Source organism: Sorangiineae bacterium MSr11954 (genome assembly GCA_037157815.1).
Classification (GTDB): Bacteria; Myxococcota_A; Polyangia; order Polyangiales; family Polyangiaceae; genus Pendulispora; species Pendulispora albinea.
Genome location: CP089984.1, coordinates 7,798,534 through 7,815,557 on the forward strand (window position 1 = coordinate 7,798,534; position 17,024 = coordinate 7,815,557).

The window sequence follows — 17,024 nt, forward strand, 5'->3', positions numbered from 1 at the left end:
TGACTTCACGCGAAAGGCGAAGCGAACGATGAAGACCACCTCGTACTACCCCGTTCTCATGACCCACGACGTCGCCGGAACGATGAGCTTCTATGTCGCTCATTTTGGCTTCAAAGCCCTCTACGAGAGCGACTGGTACGTGCACCTGCAATCCACCGAGGACGAGAGCGTGAACCTCGGCATCGTCCACGGCGACCACGAGACCATCCCACCGGAGGGCCGGGGCCAGGCGCGCGGTCTGCTCCTCAACTTCGAGGTGACCGACCCCGACGAGGTGTATGCGCGCGTCCAGGCGGCCGGGCTGCCCATCCTCCGCACCTTGCGCGACGAGCCCTTTGGCCAGCGCCACTTCATCACGTCCGATCCGAACGGGGTGCTCATCGACGTGATCAAGCCCATCCCGCCGTCGGCCGAATTTGCGGCCGCCTATAAGGACGAAGCCCGCCCGACGTGATGCGGCTCAGCCGAATGATACCGTCCTTACCCGCCATGAGCGGAATTGGGCTCGCGTGCCTACCGACGGCTGACACGTGAATGCGAGTCGGGTCATTGCCAGCTCGAGTAGAGTGACCCCGTGCTAACGGATCCTGCAACGTGGGGTGCACTTCTATCGCTGGCGGCGATGGAAATCGTTCTCGGCATCGACAACATCATCTTCGTCGCCATCCTGGTGGCCCGCGTCTCCGACGAGCAACGGGAGAAGATCCGCAAGCTCGGAATCGGCCTGGCGCTGATCTTCCGCCTCGGGCTCTTGCTGACGATCAAATGGATGATGGGGCTCACGTCCACCTTGATGACGATCCCCATCTGGCAGAACGAGATCTCGGGGCGCGATCTGATCTTGATTGGCGGCGGGCTGTTTCTCATCGGCAAAAGCAGCCACGAGATTTACCAGAAGCTCGAGGGGCAGCCGGCGGACGGGCCGGCCGCGCCACCCAAGGCGAGCAGCGCCGCGTCGGTGTTGCTCCAGATCATCGGCATCGACATCGTCTTTTCGCTCGATTCGGTGATCACCGCCGTGGGCATGGCCAACGAGCTCTGGATCATGATCGTGGCCATGATCGCGGCCGTCGGCGTCATGCTGGCCTTTGCGCGCGCCGTCGGGGACTTCGTGGAGCGGCACCCTTCCGTGAAGCTCCTGGCGCTCGCGTTCTTGCTGCTCATCGGGTTCGTGCTCCTCGGCGAAGGCTTCGGTCAGCACATCAGCAAGGGCTTCATCTATTTTGCGATGGCGTTCGCGCTCGGCGTGGAGTTGCTCAATATGCGCTTTCGCAACAAGCAGGCAGCCGCCGCATCCGCCGTGCGGCTGCACTCGAAATACGAAGACAATCCATGATCGGTTCTTCGTGTCGAAGCGCGGGGTCGGTCGAAGTCGACCGCGCCTCTACCCCGCCGCCGGCCTCTGCGCGCCAAACGAATCGGCATTTGATGTCATATAGACATCCAGCGCTCCTTGCCGGTTGCCCCTGATGAGCTAGGACGATAACGTGAACTTCCTTCGAATGGGCTCATCGCGTACGACTCCCAGGAGATTCGAACGCACCTCGGCATGGATCGCATGGTCGGGCGGAAAGGCAGCGAATGCAGTGCCCGACGCGTGACGAACTGCGCGCCTTGCTCGAAAAGACACTGCCGATTTCGTTGCAAGCAGCCATCGCATCCCACCTCGCCGAGTGCGCACCGTGCGACCGGGCATGGGCGTTACTGAATCAGAGCAGCACCGTCAGCGGCTCTCCGGAACCTCGACTCGTACCTCCGCACCCGACCTCGTCGGGTTTGGCATCGGCGACGCGCGATGAGTTGGCCGCTGGAACGCGCGTGGGGCGCTATCTCGTGGCCGATGTCATCGGCGAAGGCGGGATGGGCCGTATTTACCGGGCTTATGATCCGGAGCTCAATCGGCCCGTTGCGCTCAAGCTCTTTCGCGCGTTGCGTTCGGAGGAACGACAGCAGAAGAGGCTCTTGCGTGAAGCGCAGGCCCTCGCGCACGTGGTTCACCCGAATGTCGTCTACGTCTTCGACGTTGGCGAGTTCACGGGCCAGGTGTTCTTTGCGATGGAGCTGGTGGAGGGTACGACGTTGCGCGCCGAGCTCGGGCACGCAAAACCGGATCGGCGGCACCTGCTGCGGCTGATCGATCAGGCCGGCCGCGGGCTCGCGGCCGCGCACCGTGCGGGCCTCGCGCATCGCGACTTCAAACCGGAAAATGTGCTGATTGACCGGAACGGTCAAGTCAAGGTCGCGGATTTCGGGCTGGCGCGCGCCATCGTCGACGCCAAAGATTCCGAAGATCCTGCCCGCGTGCCGTCGGATCCTCCGGCGCGAGCGCTGGAGCTACCCGTCACGGAGGCGGGGGCGCTCGTCGGAACACCGGGATACATGGCGCCCGAGCAGTACGAAGGACACGCTGCGGACGCGCGCAGCGATCAATTCAGCTTTGCGATCGTCGCGTACGAAGCGCTGTTTGGCCGGCACCCCTTCTCCAACAAGGCCGGCAAATTTTCGATGGACGCGCTCCGCGCCGGGAGAATCGAGGTACCGGGCCGGCGGCTGGATATCGATTATCTGCGGGTGCTCGGTCGTGGCTTGTCGCGCGATCCCGCGAACCGCTATCCATCGCTGCAGCACCTGCTCGATGAACTGGCCGACGTTCCGCGGCGACGGCGGCGGCGCACCCTCGTGATCGCCGCGATCGCGTGCGCTGGGATGGGGCTCTTGGGATGGCCGGCCATTCGAAATCATCGCGCGCAACGCTGTGATACGGCGGCCACCCAGGCCCTCGCCGGCATCTGGGATGCGCCCCGGCGCGCGCAGGTCGAGACGGTGTTGACCGGCGATGGCAAAGCCTTTGGACGCGACGTATGGAAGAGGGTCGCAGCCACGCTCGACGTGTACGCGGACCAATGGAAGCACACGAAGGTCGAGCTTTGCCGCAGCGCGGAGTGGTGGCGCGCGGAAGACGCGACCAAGCATACCCGCGCTTCGTCGTGCCTCGATGAGCGGCGGCGGGAGCTGCGCGCGGTCACCGACGTGCTCGCGGGCGGCGATCGGGACGTGCGCCTTCGAGCGCCGGACATCCTCATCCAGCTCGACGCGCTATCGAGCTGCACGAACGCGGCGGCGCTCTCGCTCGCTCCCTGGCCAACTTACGGCGAGGCCGCCGCGGTCGAGGTCGAGCCCATTCGCGATCTGCTCGCGCAAAGCCGGGCGCGCTTCGATGCCGATCAGTTGGCGCCCGCCGAGGAAGCGGCCCGCCGCGCGCTCGATCTGGCACGTAAGCAACAGGATCGGGCGCTCGCCGCCGAAGCGCTCTATCGTCTCGGCATCGCCCAAACCGGCGGTGGCAAATACGACGCGGCCAGGGCGAGCATCGTTCAGGCGCTCGCCGACGCCGAATCGAGCGGCCGCGAGCGGCTATTGCCGCTCATTTGGAGCCGGCTGATCGTCATCGATGGCAAAGTTCGCCCCGACACGGTCGAGCCCCTGGTCCCCTTCATCGAGGCGACGGTGGAGCGCCTCGATCCCCAAGGGCCGGCGCACATCGAGTTGTTGCGCACCCTCGGTCTCCTCGAGAACGCGCGCGGGCGATACGATCGGGCCATCGCGCGCTTCAACGCGGCCCTGGACATGGCGCGGGGCGTATTTGGCGAAAACGACATACGCCGAGTCGTCATTTACCGGCAGCTGGCCAACGCCGAGCGATCCATCAATCGGCGCGACGAGGCCATCACGCACCTGCATTCGGCGCTCCGAGAAGCCGAGGCGCTGTTCGGCAATGACCATCCCCAGCTCATGATGACCTTGTCGACCCTGGCGCGCACGATGAGCGAGCAACGCGACCGCGCCGGCCTGCAAGCCATGGGGCAAAGGGTCCTCCAGATCGTCGAGCAAGCAGCCTCTCCCGAGAGCCAAGACGTGGGGTACTCCCTCTTCGAATTGGGAATGGCCTATTTGGATGACGCACAGCCGGAGGTCGCGCTACCTCTGCTTCGCCGCTCGTACGCCATGGACACGCCCAATAGCCGTGGCTCGGCGACCTCGCTCTCGGGTATCGCCCGCGCGGAGGAGGCGCTCGGGCACCTGGAGGCGGCACGCGCCGTGCTCGACGAGGCCTTGACGCTCAATCGACGGTTGGCGGGGCCCGGCGATCCGAGCACGATCCTTTATGGCGTTCGATTGGGGCGGATCTTGCGCAAGCAGCATCGTGAGCGCGATGCGCAGCAGCTCTGCGCCGAGCTGCTCGACGCCGGCGAGCGCACCCTCGGGCCACGTGGGGTTTATGTCGCGTTGGCCCTCTCGTGTGTCGGTGAAAGCTACGAGCAGCTCGGGCGGTTCTCCGAGGCGCTCGCGGCGCTCGAACGAGCCGAAAAGCTCGTGCAAGACGGGACGACCACACCGCGGCACGAGTTTCGGGCGACCATCGGCTTCGCCCTCGCGCGCGTTCTATGGCGGACCGGCGGTGACCGCGAGCGCGCACGGCGCCTGGCCAACGAAGCGATCGATGGCTACGAGCACTCGGGCCGCGCTTACGTTCAGGACGGTGCCGAGGTGCAGGCTTGGTTGGCGGCGGTCTCGGCGCAGCACCGTTGAACGAGCGACGGCGCGAGGACGAGGGGTGCGACCGCCGCACCCCTCGCCGCTCGCGGTCTACGCTCGCCGTTCCTGGACGTTGTTGGCGGCTCCTCGCCTTCGGTGCTCGCCCTCGGCGAATTCTTCGATCATTTTTTCATTGAACTTCGGAATGTCGTCGGGCTTGCGGCTCGTCACGATCCCATCGTCGACGACCACCGGTTCGTCGACCCAGTTCGCGCCCGCGTTTTTCAGATCGCTGCGCAATGTTGGCCATGAGGTGATGCGACGGCCGCGAACGGCATCGGCTTCGATCAAGGTCCAGGGGCCGTGGCAGATGGCCGCGATGGGTTTCTTTGCGTCGTAGATGCCACGGATGAAGCGGATGACCTCCGGGATGACGCGGAGCTTGTCGGGGTTCATCACGCCGCCTGGAAGAAGAAGCGCATCGAACTCGTCCGGCTTCGCGTTGGCGATGGCGATGTCGACCTTGAATTCGTCGCCCCAGTCGGTGAGCTTCCACCCTTTAACCTTCCCGTCCTTGGGCGACACGATGAGCGCGGTCGCGCCGGCCGCTTCCAGCGCCTTCTTCGGCTCCGTGAGCTCGACCTGTTCGAAACCATCGGTCACGACGATCGCTACCTTTTTCCCATTCAGCGATTGAGCCATGGTTCTCTCCTTTCTTCGCCCGAGAAAACGCAACTCCCGCGCCATCTTTCGTCTCATTCGTCTCATTCGTCTCATTCGTCTCATTCATCGCTTCATCGCATCGCGGAGATCGCTCCGCCCCCATTCGGTGGACGTGCTCGCGCGCCCGCCGAACGTCAAAAAGCTCGCGGCCGCCAACACCCAGACGCCGATGCCACCGTACAGCATGACCGTCCCAAAACCATGCACCAGCGCCGCGTGCGCGACCGCGCCGGAGGCATCGAGGGTCGACCAGGCGGGCACCGTGGACCGGACCGACACGAGATCGCCCGAGGCGATCTTCTCCGCGGCCGCGCGCAACGAGGCCTCGTCGAGCGCCCCCGGGAGCGCCCCCCGCAAATACGAGCGGATGCCATTGACGAGAATGAATCCCATGAGCGCGATGTTGATGGCGAGCGTGATGAGCCGCGCGCTCATATCGATGCCCGACGCCATGCCCGCGCGCGTGCTCGGGACCGCCCCCGTCGTGGTATTGGTCACCGGCGTATTGGTGAACCCGAGGCCCATCCCTGCGAGCAGCGCCCCGGGCAAGATGGTCGACCAGCTCGGATGCGCGACGCTGATTGCATATCGCATTCCGAGGAAGCCGAGGCCGATCGCAAACATACCGAGGGCGATGACGGCACGTGGCTCGTAGCGCAGCGCGAAACGCTCGGCGAGGGGCGGAAACACCAATGTGGGCAAGGTGTAGGCGAGCAACGAGCAGCCGGCGGTCACCACATCGTAACCGAGGGCGCTCTGAAAATAGATGGGCAGGTAGATCATGAACGGCCAGAAGCTGAAGTTCATGCCCATCGCGCCGAAGATTGCCCCCGAGAACGGGCGAATGCGAAAGACGGTAAAGTCGAACATCGGATGCGGGTGGAGCCTCTCTACCACCAGAAAGGCGACGAAGCTCACGAGCGCCAGCGCCAATGCCCCGAGGGCGGCGGCGCTCCCAAATCCGATATCCGGCCCTTGGGTGATGAAATAGGTCGACGAGAACACGGCCAGCGACAGGGTCAGAATACCGCCGATGTCGAGCTTCCTGGCGTCCGGATCGCGCGACTCCTCGACACCGCTCGAGGTCATGACGATGGCGAGCACCGCCAGCACCCCATGAACCAGGAACACCCATTGCCAGCTCGACACCGCCACGATGGCGGCGCCCAGGATGGGGCCGAACCCCAAACCGAACCCGAATACGATCCCCCACGTCGCAAACGCCGTGGCGCGTTCGCGTCCCGCGCGAAACTGATGCGAGAGAATCGCAATGAGGCAAATCAACATGGCGCCGCCCCCGAGCCCCTGAAGGAACCGGCCGGCCACGAGAACGGGCACGCTTCGCGCAAGTCCGCAGAGGATGGAGGTGAGCCCGAACACGATCAGGCTGATCACGAGCATGCGCTTGCGGCCATATCGGTCCGCGAGCGTGCCGGCCGCCATCAGGACGGTGGTGCACGCAATCGTATAAGCGTTCATGATCCACTGCATGTCCCGGAAGCTGCCGTGCAGGGTCTTTTCGAGGATGGGCAGGACCACGGGGACGCTCGAGATTTCCAAGCCGAACATGAGCGCGGCGAGGCAGACGGCCGCGAGCGCAACGGCATTCTTGCGGGAATGGGGGTCGGGGAGGGACATACGTCTTTCCTGGTCGATTGTCGTCGATCGCGCTCCACCGTGACCCGGTGCGGACCGGTCGCGCGTGGAGCGCCCTTCTACCTAAGGGCGGGGTGGCGCGGCGTCTGGCCATTTTCGGACTTGATCGCAAAAATCCGCAGATGGCCGGGCCAATGAACCGTGTAAAGTTTCCGCGACCGTGAGCTGATGTCGACCATTGAAAGAGGGAGCCCGAAATGCAAACGAGGGATGACGACACCTTGACCGTGGGCATGGCGCAGATGGCGCCGGTATGGTTGGACCGCGCGCGCACCTTGGCGAAGGTGGTCGAGCAGGTGCATGCGGCCGGCGACGCGGGGTGCCAGCTGGTGGCGTTCGGCGAAGGTGTCCTGCCCGGCTACCCCTTCTGGATCGAGCACACCAACGGCGCGCGGTTCAATTCGCCACTGCAGAAGGAGATGCACGCGCACTACCTTCGCAACGCCGTGCAAATCGAAGCCGGTCACCTCGAACCGCTCTGCGGGGCCGCGCGCCGGCACCACCTGGCGGTGATGCTGGGCTGCATCGAGCGTCCGCTCGATCGAGGAGGACATAGCCTTTATGCCAGCTGCGTGTACATCGATCCCCAGGGTGAAATTCGTTCGGTGCATCGCAAGCTGATGCCCACGTACGAAGAGCGATTGACCTGGTCGCCGGGCGATGGACACGGACTGCGCGTGCACCGCCTTGGTGCCTTTACGGTCGGCGGGCTGAATTGTTGGGAGAACTGGATGCCGCTCGCGCGCGCAGCGCTGTACGGCCAGGGCGAGGATCTGCACGTGGCGCTCTGGCCGGGCGGCGTCCACAATACGAAGGACATCACACGCTTCGCGGCGCTCGAAGGGCGCTCGTATGTCATCTCCGTTTCAGGACTGATGCGCAAAAAAGACTTTCCGCGCGAGACCCCCCATTACGAAACGCTCCAAACGAATTGCCCCGACGTCCTCGCCACCGGCGGCTCGGCCATCGCCGCGCCGGACGGCACGTGGGTGGTCGAGCCAGTCGAAGCCGAGGAGCGTCTGATCGTCGCCACATTGGATTATGAACGCGTGCGGCAGGAGCGCCAAAACTTCGACCCGGCCGGGCACTATTCGCGCCCGGATGTGGTTCGGCTCATGGTCAATCGGCAGCGGCAAGGTACGGTGGATTTCACGGAGTGAGGCTGGGATCCGGAACTGGAGATTTCGTGCCGAGAAGAACGTGTAAAACACACTTCGCACGCCGTAACATGCGTCCCGCGGACTCGATGGGTGTGGACTCGAGCCCTACGCACGCCATAAACACAATCGAACTGCGAAGGTGCGCTGGCGGAAGAAAGCATCTAATTTATCCTCTTCTTGCACGGGTAACGGAGATACGGGATGCAATAACATTCACATGCAGACATCACCGCTCGGGCTGAGGGTGAGTCGGAAGCCATGTCGCGCACTACCATCGAGGCATACCTGGCCGAATGTGCAAACCGCAACCAATCGGAACGCGTGGCGCAACAAGGTGGCGACGCGGTAATCCAAACGCCCGAGCGAGGGATCCAAGGGGACACCGGTGCCCTAGCGCGTAGCGGCATCCATGCTCGTAGCGGAGATTCTCTATTCGACTGCGCAGTCGCGACAGTCGCAACGACATCGGCGAGCGAACGGGGCACCGCAGGAAAAGTGCGTCCAGTTCAGTCGACGAGCACTAAAAATCTAAAAATCCATTGCGCATACTACGCTCCTTCTGCATCGTGCACACACGACGGTGAACGGGTAACCTGCGGCTTTCGTGATGACGTCTCGGTGTGAACGACAACATGAGAGGAACCTATTTCGTCATGATCTTATCTGAGTTTCGCCTCGGGCAGCGTCGAGCAAGCTTCGGCTTTTCAATCATGGTGGTCGTCGTCGGCTTCGGGTGCAGCGCCCAAAGCGATGGCAATGCGGACGACCGCAAGCTCGTGCCAGAATGCGCGACCTATATCGTTCGTCTCAACGAATGCATGCGCGGCATCAGCCCCGACGTAATGGCTCAACGAACCGAGGCAGCTCGCCAAGCATTCTCCGTTGGTGCGAAGGACGATGCCTCGCGCGAGCGCCTTGGCGCACAGTGCAAGGCTGGCTTGGAACAACTGGCCCGTGCGTGCCGATAAACAGGCGTGCATCGACATTCTCTCTGCAAAATATCTTTGAACGCGAGCAAACGCATGAGAACGGTCTATCGCGCGACGGTGTCGATGATCAAACCTCCGAGGAGGACCAAGCCCCGGACATCCTCCACCGCATACGGGCTTTGGTCTTATTTTCTACTGTTGGTCATAGGCTCTGCGCCAATGATGGTGTCCGGCACCGCGCTTTCGCAGGATGCACGGGAAACTCCAACCGAAACGTCAAACGCTTCGCATCCACGCGAGAAAAAGCCCGTGTCGGTTTCGGCCGGACCGGCATCCCGTTCAGCGGAGTCTCCATCCGCTGCAGGGGTGGCCGCGAATATAACAACAATTGCTGCCGCGGATCCTCCGGGTACGGGAACCGCCCCCGCTACCACTTTGGATGCCGCCGAGGGAAGCGGCGTTGGAAACGTCGCTGCGGCGGGCACGGAGCCATCAACGGGAACCGCGCACGCCGCCATTCCCTTTCGTCTACCCCGCGCACGAGGCGGCGTTCAGCCTCAGCTAGGGCTCAATTATTCGTCCACGGCGGGGATCGGGGAAGTAGGATTTGGCTGGTCGCTCGGGCTTACCCGTATCGAGCGGCACAACATATCGAATGGTCCTCGTTACAAAGACCCTCGAAACGGCGAGCCCATCGATCCGGCCGTCGCCGATCGTTTCGACTTCAATGGCAGCCCATTGGTACCAATTTGCCTTATTGCTTTCGGCAAATGCACCAACGGTGCCGCACTCCAACCCGGTGAGGAGTTTCCCGTGTGGACGACGGGATGGATGTATTATCGGCCGCAAATCGAAGGTGCGTTCACCCGGTTCTTCTGGTCTCCGGACCATCGTCGATGGATTGCGCAAGCTAAGGGCGCCGAGCTCGAGCTAGGCGTTCCCCGTGGCGACGAGAACAACGAGAACGCCGTGGATTTGGACAGGCACGCCAACAACGCCATCTACAGGTGGAACATCGTTCGCCAAAGGGACGCGAATGGGAGCGCCAACGTCATTGTCTACGACTGGACGAAATTCCCCGAGACCGACGAATGGATCACCGACGATCTCGCATACCTCACGGACATCTACACCTCACCGAAAGCAGGCGGCGACAACCCGCCTCGCGATAGCTTCGCTCACCATACGCACCTGACATACCAGTCGATTCGCCACAACTACGCGTCGAAACCCGCGAAGAGGGACACCGTAGTATGGCGCAGGATACGCCAATGGATGCTCGCAAGGGTCGATACTACGAGCAGCAATTTTCTGGCGACGTCGCCTCGCTCCCTGGTGAGACAGTACCTGCTTTACTATGAGTGGGGTCATAAGTCGCAAGCTCGTTGGTTCCTTCAATCTGTGTATGAAAATGGCGCCTGCAGCGGCGCCCAGGAAGACGCAAGCGGAACCGTGCCGCCAAATCTGCCACCGGGGTGCGGCGCCATGCGCCCGATTGCCACCATGAGCTATTGGGGGGACGGAATGGTGTCGACCTCTCCTCCAGTCACGAGCATCAGCTATTTCGCCCCCGGCGGTCTGGATACCACGAAGCCCATCGCGTTCGTGGATATGGACGGCGACGGGCTCGGCGACGCCATCGGTTACTCGCGAGACAATGGCGGGATGGTCATGGGTTCGCGCCTCGGCGCACCCAACCGCCCCCTTGGCAAGGCCATGGATATCCTTCATACGGACTTCGACGTCGGGAACGCCGACGTGCAGAAAAGGCTACTCTTCCATAATGCCATGCTGGGAGATTGGGACCACTCGGGGGCCGTGAACGCGATGGCCACAAAGTTCGATTCACCAAGTAATTGTGGAGATCCCCAGTATACCGCGCTCAAAGCCGTATTCGGAAATGACGACAAGTGGCACTGGCTCGGCTACGGCCTCACCCCCGGTCGACGCTTGCCTGACTGGATGGACGGATGGCAATGTCAGGACCCGAACAAATACCAGTTCACACCAAAATCTTATTTCGGTGATGTAGATGGTGACGGCTATCTGGACCGGGTCTCGTTCACCGCCATCAGCAGGCCGAGCGGAGATCCACCAAACGGTCCCGAGATCTGGATCGGTCACAATCGGTCCGTCTTCTTTACCGCCGTCGATCCGAACACCCTCGCAATCCAGCCATTCGCGCAGCGCACACCGCGTACCGTGGAGGATCAAGATCTCTTCGACAACGAGTATCAGCCGAGGCATGGTTTTCTGGCGGATGTGTCGGGCGATGGCATCCCAGACCTGGCAAGCCGCTTCGTCTACGTCGGCGGTGGCGCGCTTACTAGCGGCAAGGCAAGCGCTCCACCGCCCGCCGAGCTGTGGAAGCTGTACTATGGGCGCGGAGATGGGACCTTCGAGCGCACCAGCGATACACCACCTGGGCTGGGCGAGAATCAGTACGTACATGATGTGAATGGCGACTCAATCGCCGATTTGCTGACCCTTCGATTTTCCGTCGACCCTCGACCGAAGTTGGCGCTCGACGTGGTCTTTGGAAACGTTTCCGGCACCAAAGATTCCGTGCACATCGACCTAACGAATGACTTGGTGCCTGGAGCCAACTACACTCTTCAGTTTGCTGATCTGAATGGGTCGGGGATCGATTCCATCATCTTCGTCGGGAACGGTCTGCATGCGATGTCACTAACCGGAGACAATGGGCCACCGGAAGGCCAAACGCCGAATCAAGTGGTCCGTCCCGGTGTGCTCAAGACCATCACGAACGACGCCGGCGCCACAACGAAATTCGAGTATAACACGATCCAGAGCATCACCGCGGGCATTCCGGGCCACACGGCTTCCACACCGATTCCCCAGCCGCTCCATATCGTGACCCGCATGACCACCAGCAGCAAGGCGGACGTGAAAGTGACGGGTGGACCATTCGTCACGGAATATCAGTACAAGAATGCCGTCTACGACAAACCGCAGCGTCGGTTCTTGGGCTTTCGCGAGCTGACCACTTGGCAACGTGGTACGAGCAGGGACGATGACGTCCTGACCATTACCGATTTCCTGATATCCAATTGTGAGGGATTGAAGGTCAATTGGTGTCACCCCACGGACGAGCGCCCGGGCGAAATGCCGATTGGGCCGCTCAACGGCGCGCCTGCGATGGTCTATCATTATGCCACGACGCCGAGCGCCCCCTTCGTAAAACACTACCGATACCGCTTGCAGCAACTTTATACCGGTATGGATAACCGCACGATCAGGACGGCCTACGCGGAAAGGGTCGACACGTGGTTCGTCGACTTTTCGGGTGGTGGCTCTCCGATCGAAGCAACCATGGCCGACGTCGTCTCGGATGCGCTCACGGTGACACCACCGACGCGCACGTTCAATACGATGACCGTTTCGAATGGCCGCCGCGTCCATCTGGCGAGCGAGGCTCAGCGAGACGGTTTCGGAAATGTGACGTCGAAGACGGACCATGGCATGGTCGAAGCCGGGCGCGATAACCCCAAAGACGTGCCGATCGTGCACACATTTGAAAACTGGCTCCTTCCATCGGGAGACGGGTCACGCTGGAATTGGCGGGAGAGCGATGCGCGCACTAGCGGCCGGCACATGCGCTTCGAGTACGACGCCGCGGGCCGAGTTACAAAGACGTACACCGACTTGCAGGGCACGTTGGACCTTGTTCGTTTTCACGAGGATGGGAGGGATGTCGCGCCGAGGCCGGCCGACGCATCGGACGATAAAATCAATTTGTTTCTCTCCGAGAACCAATACGATTCGTTCGGGAATCCCATCTTGACGCGCGGTCCAAATGGGCGCTGCCGGCGAATCAAGTACGATGAAGGGTTCACCCAGCTCCCCATCCAAACGACAGTCTATAAGAACGGTTGCGGGGGTAGTGGGCTCACGACCACGGCCACGTTCGATCGCGGGCTCGAGCTTCCTACGACGACGACGGCTCCGAACGGCGCCACGACGACCGTGGAATACGATGATTTCGGACGGCCGGTACGGGTCTTCGAGCCCAATCCCGGCTTGCCGTTGATATCCTCGGGCGAGCCGAGCGTGAAGATGACCTACTTCGAGTCGTGGCGGTACCCGGACAAGCCAAATGGCTTCATTCGGGTGGAGCGGCGGGATGACGATGGGAGTGGGGCCCGCTACCGCTCGACGTGGACGTACCTCGATCCATTTGGGCAAACGATCGCTTCGGTACGAGAAGCCGATCCGGGAGCGGGTGACCAAGCGCCGTACATCGTGACCGGCGAGGTAGAACGCGACGGCCTAGGGCGCGTGGTCAAGCGCTACGAGCCGCGTTTCTCAAATTTCGACCCCAACGCCCATTTGGCGCCCGTTCCGGTGCTGTCGACGCCTTCAACGAGTGCCATCTATGACAGCCTCCGGGGCGGCCACGTGCCCGCCGTTCGCACGTATGGGTTGGATGGTCAGTACACGGGAAAGATCGAACCTTCCGCGCTTGAGCAAACGACATACGACGCGACCGATCTTGCCCCGGGCGCAACAGCGCGACCGACGAAGACGCTGCGCGACGGTCATGGCCGCACGGTGTTGACGCAGCGAATGACGAGCCAAGGCGGTACGGAGGATACGATCTCCACACGCGTGACCTACTTGCCGACGGGAGAGGTAGCGACGGTCACACGGTCGCACACCGCATCGAACGATGTTTACACGCGTGTGATGACGTATGATTCTCTGGGTCGCTTGGTGCAGAACGCAGAACCGAACACGTCCACGGGATTTGGCACGGCAAATCAGAAAGCGTGGCGCTATGGCTACAACGACGCGGGCGATCTGGTGGCAACGAGTGATGCTCGCGGCTGTGGAAAGAACCTTGCCCTGGACGGCATGGGGCGGCTGATCTCGGAGGTCTACTCGCCGTGCTTGCGAAGTCACGCCGATTACGACGTTCGTCCTACATCCACGTTCGTCTACGACGAGCCCGAGGAGGGGCAAGAGGGGAACGCGCTGTTCTTTGCGGGGCGCCTGGCAGCGTCCTACGATCGGGCGCAGCGAACGCGCTACACGTATGACGGACGGGGGCGAACCACCCAGATTGCGCGGCAAGTGGCGCTCGTCCAACGAGGTGGCATCTTCCTCGAAGAAGAGATGGACATGGTGGGCGCCCCCGCGCAGGATGTGTCGGCCTTACAAGCCGGTTACACGCCGCGTTGGTACAAGACGGCGTTCGCATACGATGAAGCGGATCGGGTGATCGCACATTCGATGGGAATGGACGTCTCCGAGATGCAGGGCAATGAGGTCACCGCAGGCGGACTGACAGGCAAGGACCTGGTCACGACGAGTTATACGTCACGCGGGCTCGCCAATCACGTCGCCGGAAGTTACGGGGATCTCGTCACGAGCAAGCTCGCCGATGCCGATGGGCTGGTGCGCGCCATCACCTACGGGGACACGGCCGGTACGGTCGCGAGCTTCGACTACAACGCGCGCCGCTGGCTCCAGCGCTCGCTCATTCGACGGAATCCACCGCCTATTTGGGGCCGATCCCAGTCTGGATATCCGAAGCCATCCACGTCGGAAACGGCGCAAACCGTGCTTCAGGATCTGCACCTCGACTCCGAAGATTCGTACGACGCCGTTGGTAACCCATTGAAGGTGGTCGACGCACGCATCACCGCCGAATGGCCGGCGGGTGCAAAGCCGATGAGCACCAAGCAGTTTGCATATGACGACCGCTATCGGCTCCGGCGCGTGGAGTACGATACGGGTGATGATGTACAAGTCTCGCCTTTCGACGAGGAGATCGACGAGAGAGACACTCGCCCAATGCCCGAACAAAAACTCGGCAAGCGGGTGAAGTGGCAATCCTTCGACTTCGATTGGCAAGGAAATCTTACGAAGTCTGACGACGACGTGCACGCGTTCCACGATCGTTCGATGGGGACAATGACGTACGGAACGCCCAGCAATGGCCCGAATCGGGTGGTGGCGGCCAACGCAGAAAAGGGACACGCGAAGTCGACGTACGATGCGGCGGGCAACCTGACCAAGCTCACGTTGCAGAAGCCGGGGCCCGAGCGAGGGACGGTCGATCTGGAGTTCTCCTACGAGTGGGACGAGGTAGGACGTCTCGCCCGAGCGAAGCGCGCAACGAGCTCGGTCGCGAGGGGCATCGAATTCCGCTACACGTACGACGCGGGCGGGCAGCGGGTGATCAAGTCGGTGCAGGGACCGAAGACCGAAGAGCGTTTATACACGATCGACGTGTTCCCGACCTTGCGCCTCAATGAGGCGCACTTCATTTCCCGTGATCGCGACTACGAGCGGACGGAGGACACCGCGACTGCGTATCTCGTATCGAATGGTACGGCACTCGCGCGGGTCGTACATGGCGATCCTGGTCTGCCGACGATCGGCCCGAAAAAGGCGCGCGTATACTTCACGATGATCGATCCGCTCGGCTCGACGAGCGTGGTGATCGACAAGGCGACGAGTGAGCTCGTGGAGCGCAGTACGTACCAAGCATTCGGCGCGCCCGAAACGGATTACCGGCCGAAACGATGGCAAACTTTCCGTGAGGACTATCGGTTCACGGGGAAAGAGGACGACATCGGCGTCGGTCTCACGTACTTTGGCTATCGATATTATGTGGCGGCGCTGGGGCAGTGGGCGAGCGCGGACCCCTTGACAGTGCATGGGCTGGGGAGCGATTTGAATCCATACGCCTATGTCGCCGGGTCGCCGCAAAAACTAGTCGATCCGAATGGGCTAGAGTTCTGCGAAATTTGCTACCAAGCGGGCAACGGAGGCGGGCCGTTGATGGGATGGGATCCGTTCGGAAGTCCATTCCGCGATGCAATGAAACCGTTTTACGAGCGGCCGGGCGGAATCAAGGGATACCTCGTGGCCAGAGTGCCGACCGGAGCCGGGGAGACGGATCCCCCCGATTTGATCGGTTTTCGAATCAAGGAGTACGATTACATAACTGCGATAACCGTTCCCAATGAGGATTGTCCACCCGGCGACGCGTGCATGGACACGGTGGGCACCATGGTCCAGCGCGTCAAAGAAGTCGAACCGATCTACGACGCGATGCGAAATGGTGCTGGGAACAGGGGGTGGCAAGATGCTGGAGCTGGTAATCGCGAAAAGCGTGAGCTCTCGCGTTCTGATTGGGCTCGTCGGGCGGCTTGGGACAGGACCAAGAGACATTTGGCCAGTTCGATGTCATCTGGAGGAGCTATTCCTATTGGAGGGGTGTTCGCGGCTGCGGAGCAGACGGCAGCAAGGCTTGTGATTCAATCTGCAACAGCCACCGACGCAGAGTTAACAGCCGCGTCGCAAGTGGCAAAAATGGGGCGGGGATCTGTTGTCATTCGCGATCCCATTCCGGGAAGAGCAACGTCCGATCTTCTCATCGAAGGCGCGCCGTACGACATCTACTCGCCCACGACAGGGAACGCAAACCGCATTATCAGCGCGATTGCAAACAAGAATAGCCAAGCGACGGGCATCGTACTCGATCTTCGTGCATCACCGGTTGATGTTGGGCAACTGGGTAATATACTTGGTCGCGTGAACGGTGCTGGCGCGACGAACATTCAAGACATCATCATTCTCGGGAGATAAGCGTGCCGAAACTTCTTTGCAAATGTGGAAATCTTCTACGCTACGGCGAGATCCCTTGCCCGATCGAGTGGCGCATTATATCGGACACTACCTTCGACCGCTTTAGTGGAGCGGTCGACGCCGAGGACGTTTATCGCGCCACACAGACGGTGCTCCGGTGCCCACAGTGCGCTCGACTGTGGGTGTTCTGGGACGAGACCGCCGATCCCACAGAATACGTTCTCTGGCGGGAAAAGGAGAGTTCGCAGCACTAGCACACCGTCATCACGCACCTACCGCAGAGGGGGCCGTGAGTCGATTCTTGGGCCACGAAGTGAAAGGACGAAATTCAGGGCGAAACCAGTTGCTGGCTGACAATAGAATCAAGCTGTCGAAGGATGTCGGTCACGACTTTCAAGGC

Annotated in this window: 8 protein-coding genes; 6 read left to right on the top strand and 2 right to left on the bottom strand. The window is 61.8% G+C overall.

Annotation, left to right across the window (positions count from 1 at the left end; translation table 11 throughout):
- Positions 1 to 28 precede the first annotated feature (28 nt).
- From LZC94_30140 to LZC94_30150, 3 genes are all read left to right on the top strand, one after another.
- Positions 29 to 454 (top strand): VOC family protein, encoded by a 426-nt coding sequence (locus LZC94_30140; GenBank protein WXB12101.1) that lies wholly within the window; start codon positions 29 to 31, stop codon positions 452 to 454.
- A gap of 120 nt (positions 455 to 574) precedes the next feature.
- Positions 575 to 1,336 (top strand): TerC family protein, encoded by a 762-nt coding sequence (locus LZC94_30145; protein ID WXB12102.1) that lies wholly within the window; start codon positions 575 to 577, stop codon positions 1,334 to 1,336.
- Between the two features lie 482 nt (positions 1,337 to 1,818).
- Positions 1,819 to 4,590 (top strand): serine/threonine-protein kinase, encoded by a 2,772-nt coding sequence (locus LZC94_30150; protein WXB12103.1) that lies wholly within the window; start codon positions 1,819 to 1,821, stop codon positions 4,588 to 4,590.
- 57 nt (positions 4,591 to 4,647) lie between these two features.
- Here the strand turns inward: LZC94_30150 and LZC94_30155 are convergent, their stop codons facing one another.
- Together LZC94_30155 and LZC94_30160 are read right to left on the bottom strand one after the other, a co-directional pair.
- Complete coding sequence (locus LZC94_30155; GenBank protein WXB12104.1) at positions 4,648 to 5,238, bottom strand: type 1 glutamine amidotransferase; 591 nt, start codon at positions 5,236 to 5,238, stop codon at positions 4,648 to 4,650.
- Between the two features lie 84 nt (positions 5,239 to 5,322).
- Positions 5,323 to 6,897, bottom strand: coding sequence for an MFS transporter (locus LZC94_30160; protein ID WXB12105.1), 1,575 nt, complete (start codon positions 6,895 to 6,897; stop codon positions 5,323 to 5,325).
- Between the two features lie 215 nt (positions 6,898 to 7,112).
- On the opposite strand from LZC94_30160, the gene LZC94_30165 reads away from it, so the two are divergent.
- The 3 genes from LZC94_30165 (at position 7,113) to LZC94_30175 (ending at position 16,624) form a co-directional block, all read left to right on the top strand.
- Positions 7,113 to 8,075 carry a carbon-nitrogen hydrolase family protein gene (locus LZC94_30165; GenBank protein ID WXB12106.1) on the top strand — a complete coding sequence of 321 codons (963 nt, stop codon included), beginning with the start codon at positions 7,113 to 7,115 and terminating at the stop codon, positions 8,073 to 8,075.
- A gap of 620 nt (positions 8,076 to 8,695) precedes the next feature.
- Complete coding sequence (locus tag LZC94_30170) at positions 8,696 to 9,043, top strand: hypothetical protein (protein WXB12107.1); 348 nt, start codon at positions 8,696 to 8,698, stop codon at positions 9,041 to 9,043.
- 396 nt (positions 9,044 to 9,439) lie between these two features.
- A complete protein-coding gene (locus tag LZC94_30175; protein WXB12108.1) occupies positions 9,440 to 16,624 on the top strand; it encodes a hypothetical protein in 7,185 nt (2,394 codons plus the stop codon).
- Positions 16,625 to 17,024: the final 400 nt, after the last annotated feature.

Bases quoted from the DNA above. Each gene is read 5' to 3' on its own strand.
- LZC94_30140 (WXB12101.1), top strand. From the start codon at position 29: ATGAAGACCACCTCGTACTACCCCGTTCTCATGACCCACGACGTCGCC.
- LZC94_30155 (WXB12104.1), bottom strand. From the start codon at position 5,238: ATGGCTCAATCGCTGAATGGGAAAAAGGTAGCGATCGTCGTGACCGAT.
- LZC94_30160 (WXB12105.1), bottom strand. From the start codon at position 6,897: ATGTCCCTCCCCGACCCCCATTCCCGCAAGAATGCCGTTGCGCTCGCG.
- LZC94_30165 (WXB12106.1), top strand. From the start codon at position 7,113: ATGCAAACGAGGGATGACGACACCTTGACCGTGGGCATGGCGCAGATG.